General features: G+C 55.8%; 6 protein-coding genes and 1 pseudogene. 5 read left to right on the plus strand and 2 right to left on the minus strand.

From position 1 onward, the window contains the following. From HFO99_RS33125 to repA, 3 genes and pseudogenes are all read left to right on the plus strand, one after another. Positions 1-200, plus strand: a pseudogene (locus HFO99_RS33125) (class III poly(R)-hydroxyalkanoic acid synthase subunit PhaC); the annotation flags it as partial. A 167-nt stretch (positions 201-367) separates the two neighbouring features. After that, positions 368-1,531 carry a hypothetical protein gene (locus tag HFO99_RS33765; RefSeq protein WP_261323449.1) on the plus strand — a complete coding sequence of 388 codons (1,164 nt, stop codon included), beginning with the start codon at positions 368-370 and terminating at the stop codon, positions 1,529-1,531. A 679-nt stretch (positions 1,532-2,210) separates the two neighbouring features. Then, a complete protein-coding gene (repA, locus tag HFO99_RS33135; RefSeq protein ID WP_222365737.1) occupies positions 2,211-3,461 on the plus strand; it encodes a plasmid partitioning protein RepA in 1,251 nt (416 codons plus the stop codon). Between the two features lie 901 nt (positions 3,462-4,362). Here repA and HFO99_RS33140 read toward each other — a convergent pair. Both HFO99_RS33140 and HFO99_RS33145 read right to left on the minus strand, forming a co-directional pair. Then, complete coding sequence (locus tag HFO99_RS33140; protein ID WP_222365738.1) at positions 4,363-5,208, minus strand: phosphoribosyltransferase family protein; 846 nt, start codon at positions 5,206-5,208, stop codon at positions 4,363-4,365. Next, positions 5,195-5,836: an HAD family hydrolase gene (locus HFO99_RS33145; RefSeq protein ID WP_222365739.1), complete on the minus strand. Its 642-nt coding sequence runs from the start codon at positions 5,834-5,836 to the stop codon at positions 5,195-5,197. The genes HFO99_RS33140 and HFO99_RS33145 overlap by 14 nt, the downstream gene beginning before the upstream one ends. A 1,314-nt stretch (positions 5,837-7,150) precedes the next feature. On the opposite strand from HFO99_RS33145, the gene HFO99_RS33150 reads away from it, so the two are divergent. Next, positions 7,151-7,291 carry a hypothetical protein gene (locus HFO99_RS33150; protein ID WP_222365740.1) on the plus strand — a complete coding sequence of 47 codons (141 nt, stop codon included), beginning with the start codon at positions 7,151-7,153 and terminating at the stop codon, positions 7,289-7,291. A gap of 59 nt (positions 7,292-7,350) precedes the next feature. Beyond that, positions 7,351-7,932 (plus strand): thiamine pyrophosphate-binding protein (locus HFO99_RS33155; protein WP_315860511.1); only part of this gene is annotated, 582 nt, incomplete at its 3' end.

The raw sequence follows: 7,932 nt of genomic DNA on the forward strand, positions 1-7,932 counted from the left end.
TGCCCGTGCTTAACATCTTCGCGCTGAACGATCATATCATTCCGCCGGCCTGCTCCAAGGCGCTCGGCGGCAAGATCGGCAGCACCGACTATACGGAGATTCCGCTTCCGAGCGGGCATGTCGGCCTATTTGTTTCGAGCAAGTCGCAGGGGAAACTCACCAAACGCATAGTTGAATGGCTCCAGCCACGGGACGGGTAGGGGATAGCTGTAAGCAAACAAGATTTGCTCCCCCGCCGAAGCCGTCACGATCATCCGTTCGGGCGATACAGTCGCCTTTTCCGCTTCGAGGCGGGATGTCGTCTCAGTAGAATACAAAATCCTCTCCGAAAAAGCTCGGAGACTGATGAAACTGCTTGGAGAACAAGATGCACTGGATTTCCAGATTATTTGCAACGGGTGCCGCTTTTACGTTGGCGTCCATACCCCTCGACGGCTTCGCCCAGTCGGTCGATGCCAACCTGGCAATCAACAGGCCGGACGAGGCGTCTTGGCGTTTCCTCGCTTATGTCGCTGGCCCCGTCGCGGCGACACCTAACAAGGCTTTGTTCGAAACATGGGCTTCGAACGAAGATACATTCACTCCGCACCCGGTTTTTCCGGGCGCCAAAGGTGACCCGTCTTGTGGACAGTCGGGTGCAGCGGCGGAAATCGCCACTCCCCTGGCCAGCCCAAAAATACTGAGTCTTCCAGCCCTCCAGCAGTTGGCTGCGATGGGCCTCGTCCCGCATGGGTCGCCCGACGGGAGCGAAGAAGTTCGCCGCAACCAGGCGACTTTCGATTACATCGTTTGCAACCAGCTCTTCACCAAGGCCGGTCTGCGAGCCTTCTATAATGCCGGCCGGCCGATCTCAGCTCCTGTCGGCGCCATGGAAGTCAAGGCAAATTGGGTGCCCGCCGACGAGGTCGATAGCGCCGATTATTATGTCAGCGAGGCACCTGACGGGAAGAAATACGCGCTAACCGCCATGCATATCATCAGTAAGGTGCTGCCCAACTGGACCTGGGCAACGTTCGAGCACCAGAACAATCCAGGCCGTTGCGATTATACCGGATGCCATGATGCTTATGGTGCGGTTGTCGCCGACGTGGAGGCGAATGAGGCCCTTGATCGGCCCTACAGCGACTGTGCAAAGAACGACCCACTGAAAGCCATGCTGAGCTCTGCAGGCCTTTCACCCGTGTGGGAACATTACTGCCTGAAGGGCAGCCAGACCAACTTCGTCTCGGCGACCGGCTTGCCGACGCATCTTGGCAATTCGGTAACGGAGGCCGGATTCGCCGACACTTCGTCCTGCATCACCTGCCATGCGCGTGCCGCCGTCAACGCAAAGGGAATAATGACGACGCCAGCAGGATTTGTCGATCCGCCGATCCCGGCGCTCTGCCCCAATCCATCCGGTTCCTGCAGTCCGAATGGCGCGCCGGATCCGAATTGGTTCTGGACCAATCCCGGCAAGCTCGACCAGGCCGCCGTTGCCATGCAGACGGATTTCATCTGGTCAATTGCCCGCTTTGCAATCGGGGACTAACACCGGCCCGCCACGACGCTGCCCGACAAAGCGAACCGACGAAAGTTGGCCGCCGATGAAGTTATGCGCATGACCGTCTATCTTCGTGATCGGCGCCCGGTCCGGCACCGCCCGGCGGCGGCAGGGACCTAGCGGCGCTGGTTTCGCGGAGGACGAGATCTGATCTTGCGCGCGAGCGGCGCAATGTTCTGCGCCGGACCTCTTCTGAATTCAGGCGGCTGGCGCGGATATCGAAGGCACGGGTTGTGCTCTTCGAGATCATCCGCCGCACCGCAACGATCGTCATGTTGTGACAAGAATCTCAATCGATTCAATTCGCGAGTCCACGTCTTAGGCTCATTGGGACAAGCGGGGCCGCACGATCCGCGGCCAGCAGGGGCATACGGGCTAACGGCGAAGGTCGTGGCACGCTGGGTCGAGTGGTTCCTGTGCGGAGGCCCCCCGGCCTGGAGGATTGTTCGTCCCGCCGAACACGAGCCCAAGCCGGACCCCGGAGCAGATCGTCGCCCAAAAAATCTTGTTCCGCCTAAGAGGAATAGAGAATAAGAATTCCCTGACGAAAGTATGCAGCCGTAAGCTTCCTGGCGCGGAAAAGTGCCTGTTGACGGGCACAGATAATGTGGTAAATCGTGACAGAATAAACACGTCATCTACAAGAAATTCCGTCACGAGGTCACTTATGCCGCGCTCTGAGAATCCACCTCAAATGGAAACCACTTCGGAGCGCATCGAGCGCCGTACCAACGAACTCTGGGATCGCCTAAGGGAGCGGGGGGCAGCTCCTGATTTTCGAGACGACAGGACCCTTCGCTCGTTCTCCTTGGGCGAGGTTGCCGAGATTCTCGGCGTGTCGGGCAGTTATCTGCGCCAGTTGTCAATTGATGGGCTGGGGCCAACACCGGAGCTAGGGACCGCAGGACGGCGCTCTTATACGCTTCGACAGATTAACGAACTCCGTGCTTATCTCGCTTCGGCCCGTCCAAAAGAGGCTTTGAAGTTTTGCCCGCGCAGGCGCGAGGGTGAGAAACTACAGATCATCTCAGTAGCCTCCGGCTTCGCAAGCACCACCACATCGTTCTACCTGGCTCAGGGCCTTGCACTTCAAGGATACCGCGTTCTTGCTATAGATCTCGATCCGAAGGGCTCATTGTCGAAAATGTTCGGCTATTATTTTCCGACTATCCTTCGTCCCGGCCGCCCTACGAGCATGTATGGCGCTTTAAGCTATGATGACGATCGGGTCAGTATGCACTCTGTAATTCAATCAACCCATTTTGATGGTCTTTATCTTGTGCCGGGTACTTTCGAGCTCGAAATATTCGAACGGGAAAGTACGAAGCGCTTCCATAATGAGCACTTGGGGCACCCAGACGCTAGCATCAGAATGGTGGATGCGCTCAAGGAAGTCGAGCAGGGCTACGACGTTGTCGTTATCCACTGTGGACTTGGAAGAAGCTTTCTGACCGCGGGTGCGTATGAAGCAGCGACCGGCGTTCTGATGACGGTCCGCCCTCACTGGCCTGAGATCGCGTCAATGGCCCTGTCCCTCCACCGCTTCTCGTATTTCGTCTCTTTGATCGAAAAGGCTGGGAGGTCGGTGAATTATGATTTCACCAAATATTTGGTGACAAGGCACGATCCGCGTGACGTCTCACAGCAGGAGGCGGTCGCACTACTGCGGGACTGGCTGGGGGATGATCTGTTGACTGCGACCGTCTGGGAATCGGACGCGATCCGGCAAGCTTGGATGAAAAACCGGTCGTTGTATGAGCTGTCAGCGGGAGAGGTAGGCCGGTCGGCGTACGAGCAAGCGATGGAAACGCTGAATTCCACCAATGCCGAGGTAATGGACATACTATCCAAGGTTTGGGGCCGTCCCCCGATGTATGTGTCGAGGGCTTCGCGGACTGCAGGTAAGGCGAGCTCCTAATCCAGGGGACTTAGCAAGTGAGCCCACGCAGCGCCTACGCTTCATGTTGTACGAACCGGTTGAGCTCTTGAAGGCGGTCAAGGCCATGGCGGAGACGGAGACTACGAAGCAGACATTCTTGAGAAAATGGTTATATCATCGACGCCGGCCACGCCGCTTGGTGATTGCCACCGGTCTCGAGGAAATCGAGATCCGGGTCGCAGATTCCACCGACGAGAATGGCGCCAGACGTCCCAAGGTCGAAAACAGCGTCCGCGAGCCGCTCGGCCCGGTTATGACCGACATGATTGGGATACGATAACCAGGAGCGTGCAACGAGCTAAAAGCTCGCAATTTGTTTAGACCTAATCCGCGTATCGCTATACCGGCCCCGCAGTTCATGTAATGCCGCAATGATGAGGCCTGACACATGACCGCACCCGATGACATGCTCAGAAAAGCTCGATGCCTACTTGCATAGCCGGGAGCATCCCGGCCCAAACACCGCTACAGCCGAACCAATCTTATTTCCGACATACTCGATCGCGTGGATCGGGTGACTGGCCTAACCCGGCCGCGACTGTGACAATCTCAACTCCGCCGGCCTTATATTTCTTTTGCAGCTGTACCAAGTCGGGCATCGGCGATGGTCCGCGACAGGTGGCTCAAAATTCGACGGCGCGCATTTTCCCTGCTGGAAATTCGCGAGGGGCACGCCACGCCGCCAATTCTGCCCTTAGATTGCAGGAAGCCTGAGACACCATGGAGCATGGACTAGACCATATTGCTTCCAAATTATCTACGCAATCGTGCGATAAAACTTACCAAAAAAGGAAACGCCTCGAGCAGCCGTCGCGGCCCCAAGCAAGTATTGTGGGCCGCGAACGCGATGGAACAAAGACAGGTTGTCTAACTCCTTGCACTACCTAGGCGAAGCATGTATTTGCTCTTTCATCAAATTAACAACATTGCGAATAATATCTATGTTTGCCTGATATTTCTGTATTTTGTAGTATCCTTCATTTAGACAATTGAAATAAAGAGTCTCAAGATATCGGTAGCTTCTGAACCTCAGGAAATCGTTATACAGTTCATCTGGATCTGCCGAGAGGATGTATTTTATTGCCCGAGCGGTCATGTGATGACTAGGCTCCACCACGATCCGGTTTAGATCCTTGATTGACTTAACGGCGGCAAAATTTAGCTCGGATTCTATGTTAGGACGATCGCCCGTGTATCGAGCAAAATACAGGAAAAATGTTTTATTCTTTAACTGCTGCTCGTGCATGAGCTCGACCAACTTGTTTTGGTGAGTGCCAGTAATCTTCACGTCGTCGATAAACAGAAGACAACGACCTTCGAAATGTTGCGAGTTGAAGTAGAACCTATCACCAGCAATCAATGATTTGCGATCCTCTCCTGAAAGAAATCCATAATCGTCCATGTAACTGATCTTTCGCGGGACAGTCGCATATTCCACATGGTTGCCTTTCGCATCAACGATGTGGTTGTTGAGGCGATCTAGCAAATGCATCGTCATTACATTTGCTGCATTCGGAACGAAATTGAATGGCGACGGAATCATCAGGCAGCGGCTGTTCAGTATTGTGGATGCGTGTTTTTCGAAGAAGGCGTCTGCAATCTGGTGGCCCATCTCGCGAGCGGCCTCGTCGCAACCGAACTTCAGACGCGAATATTGCTCCGGTCGAAAGGGTGCATCCTCGTTTGATTGAAATTCATGAAGCGCAAACTCCTCAAACTGCGTCATAAACAGCCTCTTGAATGTCCTCAGATCTTCCCACCAGGGCGCCGCGCATTCCAGCGCTGCGCGCACCTTGCAGATCGCAGATGGCGTCATCGCCCACATGCAGGATGTTGTCGGCCGCAACGCCGCACGACCCGATGATTTTGTTGAAAAATGCCTCGTTTGGCTTTGCATATCCAAGCAGGTCGGAATAAATTCCGAACCGAAATACACATCCAAAGGTGCTCTCAAGAAAGTTGTGCATCGTAGTGCCGCTAATAAAACTTGAGTTGCTACCAATTGATAGCGTGTACCCGTCTTCTGCCAGCGAATGGACGAACCCCACAGTGGTGTCCAAAACAACTGGTTTGCAATTCTCAAAAACGTGCTCACACGCCTTTGCGATTAAGCCTGGATCTTTTTGAACATTACAACGCATCATAAGCAGACGAATATTTTCGGACACGGATGGGGCGTACCCCGTCTCGATCGCGTGTTGGTTAACCCACTTCTTGACCTCCGCGTATGCATTCCTCACAACTGCTTCTTCTCTATCAAAACAGGTGGCGAGAAACTTGGTCCTCATCGGCGCATGACCTGGGTTCGCTGTTACGAGAGTGTTCCAGACGTCAAAAGAAATGTGACTGATCAACGTGGCTCCCCGGGATCTTCGATCTCTCAAACGATGCGTAACTGTGGTTGATCCCGCAGCCGTTTCGGCTGCGGCGTGTGGGCGGGTCCGAAACGATCGGGATGTGCTACTTCCAACTGGCCGGGCTGCCCAATCCGATCCGCCGTAAAAGCCGGTCCCCGGATCGGCGACATGGCGACGATCGCACTCCGACGCCGACTCCTTTTCAAGATGGTCGCTCTCATATTGCGGCATATATCTCTCCGTGACGCCATTTGTAACGCATGACGACATTGATCCGTCGGGGTTCTTATGGCGGCGGCCTTCTTTAGTCAACAGCCTGCGTATTTGCCGCGGCAACAACTCAACTCGCCACTGGCGGCCGGAGTGAACCGAGCATCGGCGTACAGAGTTTCGATCCCGATGTTCAAAAAGCAATCAATCGAATGCAAGGTGAGGAGCTGACGGCGACTTTGGTCTACAACTGCGCCGCCACGGGTAAACCGCATCGATTTTGACTTGATCTACGGTCTTCCAAATCGGACGGTGCAGTCCTGCGTCAACTCCGCGGGAGCTGCTCCCATGCACTCAGTCGATTTGCCGTGTTCGGCTACGCACTGGTCCATCCTTAGGAAAACCAACGTCTGACCGAGGAGGAGGCGCTTCGCCGCCGGGCCTGTCAGCTCGCGGCCGTGGCCAACACCCTGATTGCGGAAGGCTACCTCCCGACGGCCTCGATTATTTCGCTTTAGGGGACGATAAGCTTGCGTTGGCGCAGAAGGCCGGCCGGCTGCGGCGTAACTCTTTGGGGGTATTCGGCAGGCACCTGCACAACGGCGATCAGCTTCGGCGCGTCAGCTAATGGCGGTGTAGGCGACGGCTATGTCGTCGAGCTCTCCGGTCAAGGCCGGGAGCAGGTTAACTTGCGGCAGGCAAGTTGATGGGGCTTGTCACAGAATTCCGCCAGCCGCAGTTATGCGTCGAACGGCCTCGTGCCTAGCTGCCTTTTGCAGTCCGATAAGGCGTCGTCGGTGTTCATCCCCGTCCGACACTAGTTCACGCCGGACCGCGGAGCTGAGGAAGTTTGCCCCGATACGCCCCGTACAATCCACGAAACTCAATGAGGTGACGAAGGCCGCTTCGTCGATGGAGCGGGCTAGGCCTTATTTTTTCTGTTGACTCGTCTAGGCGTGTTATCTATGAGGTGACGACCTGCAGACATCATATGGAAAGAAATCCGTCGTGGAGATAATTTATACGCTTTCGGAGTTATATGCTCCACACATTGAGCGGTTGGTCTCGCCAATCCCACCGCTGTGCCTCGCAACGTGCCTCATGCTCCACCCCGGGGAAGGCGAGAAGGCGAACTCCAACCGCAACGCGGCCGACAAGGTGCTGAGCATCGACAATGTCAGGACCGGCGGTCTCGGCGGCAGCGCGACGACCAAGGAATTCACAGCAGCAATTGAAAGATGATCGGCATGACCAAAGAAAAGCAGGGAAAGAACTCGCCCAGCTCTAATGGCGGGCTAACCGTGATCAAGGGGTCTGACATTCTTGTGCGGGCGCTTGAGAACGAGGGCGTAGATTGCATATTCGGCATCCCCGGCGAGGAAACCCTCGACTTCCTCGAGTCGCTGCGCAAGTCGAAGAAGATCAAGTTCGTGCCGACCCGACACGAACAGGGAGCCATCTACATGGCCGCGAACTATGCCCGCCTGACTGGCAAGCCCGCCGTCTGCCTGGCGACGCTCGGCCCCGGCATGCTCAACTTCTGCAACGGCGCTGGCTATGCCCAGCTCAACGGGATGCCGCTGGTGCTGATCGCCGGCCAGAAGGCGATCAAGAACCGCCCCCAGGCGGGTTTTCAGAGGGTCGACGCCGTCGCGACGATGAAGCCCCTGACCAAGTTCGCAATGCAGATCGCGTCGCCGGAGATGATCCCGCCAACGGTCAGTGAAGCATTCCGCATCGCCCAGGAGGGAAAGAAGGGGCCGGTGTATATTGAACTTCCGGAAGATATCGCGGCCGAAAAATGCGAGGAGGTAGCGCTGATTGCGCCGCACAAGCGCGAACTGCCGATAGCAAACGATGCGGCCCTCGATCGCGCCGCCGCC

The organism is Rhizobium leguminosarum (assembly GCF_019798305.1).
Classification (GTDB): Bacteria; Pseudomonadota; Alphaproteobacteria; order Rhizobiales; family Rhizobiaceae; genus Rhizobium; species Rhizobium leguminosarum_U.

Excerpts from the sequence above, each read along its gene's own strand:
- HFO99_RS33765 (WP_261323449.1), top strand. The coding sequence starts at position 368 with ATGCACTGGATTTCCAGATTATTTGCAACGGGTGCCGCTTTTACGTTG.
- repA (WP_222365737.1), top strand. The coding sequence starts at position 2,211 with ATGCCGCGCTCTGAGAATCCACCTCAAATGGAAACCACTTCGGAGCGC.
- HFO99_RS33140 (WP_222365738.1), bottom strand. The coding sequence starts at position 5,208 with ATGACGCAGTTTGAGGAGTTTGCGCTTCATGAATTTCAATCAAACGAG.
- HFO99_RS33150 (WP_222365740.1), top strand. The coding sequence starts at position 7,151 with ATGCTCCACCCCGGGGAAGGCGAGAAGGCGAACTCCAACCGCAACGCG.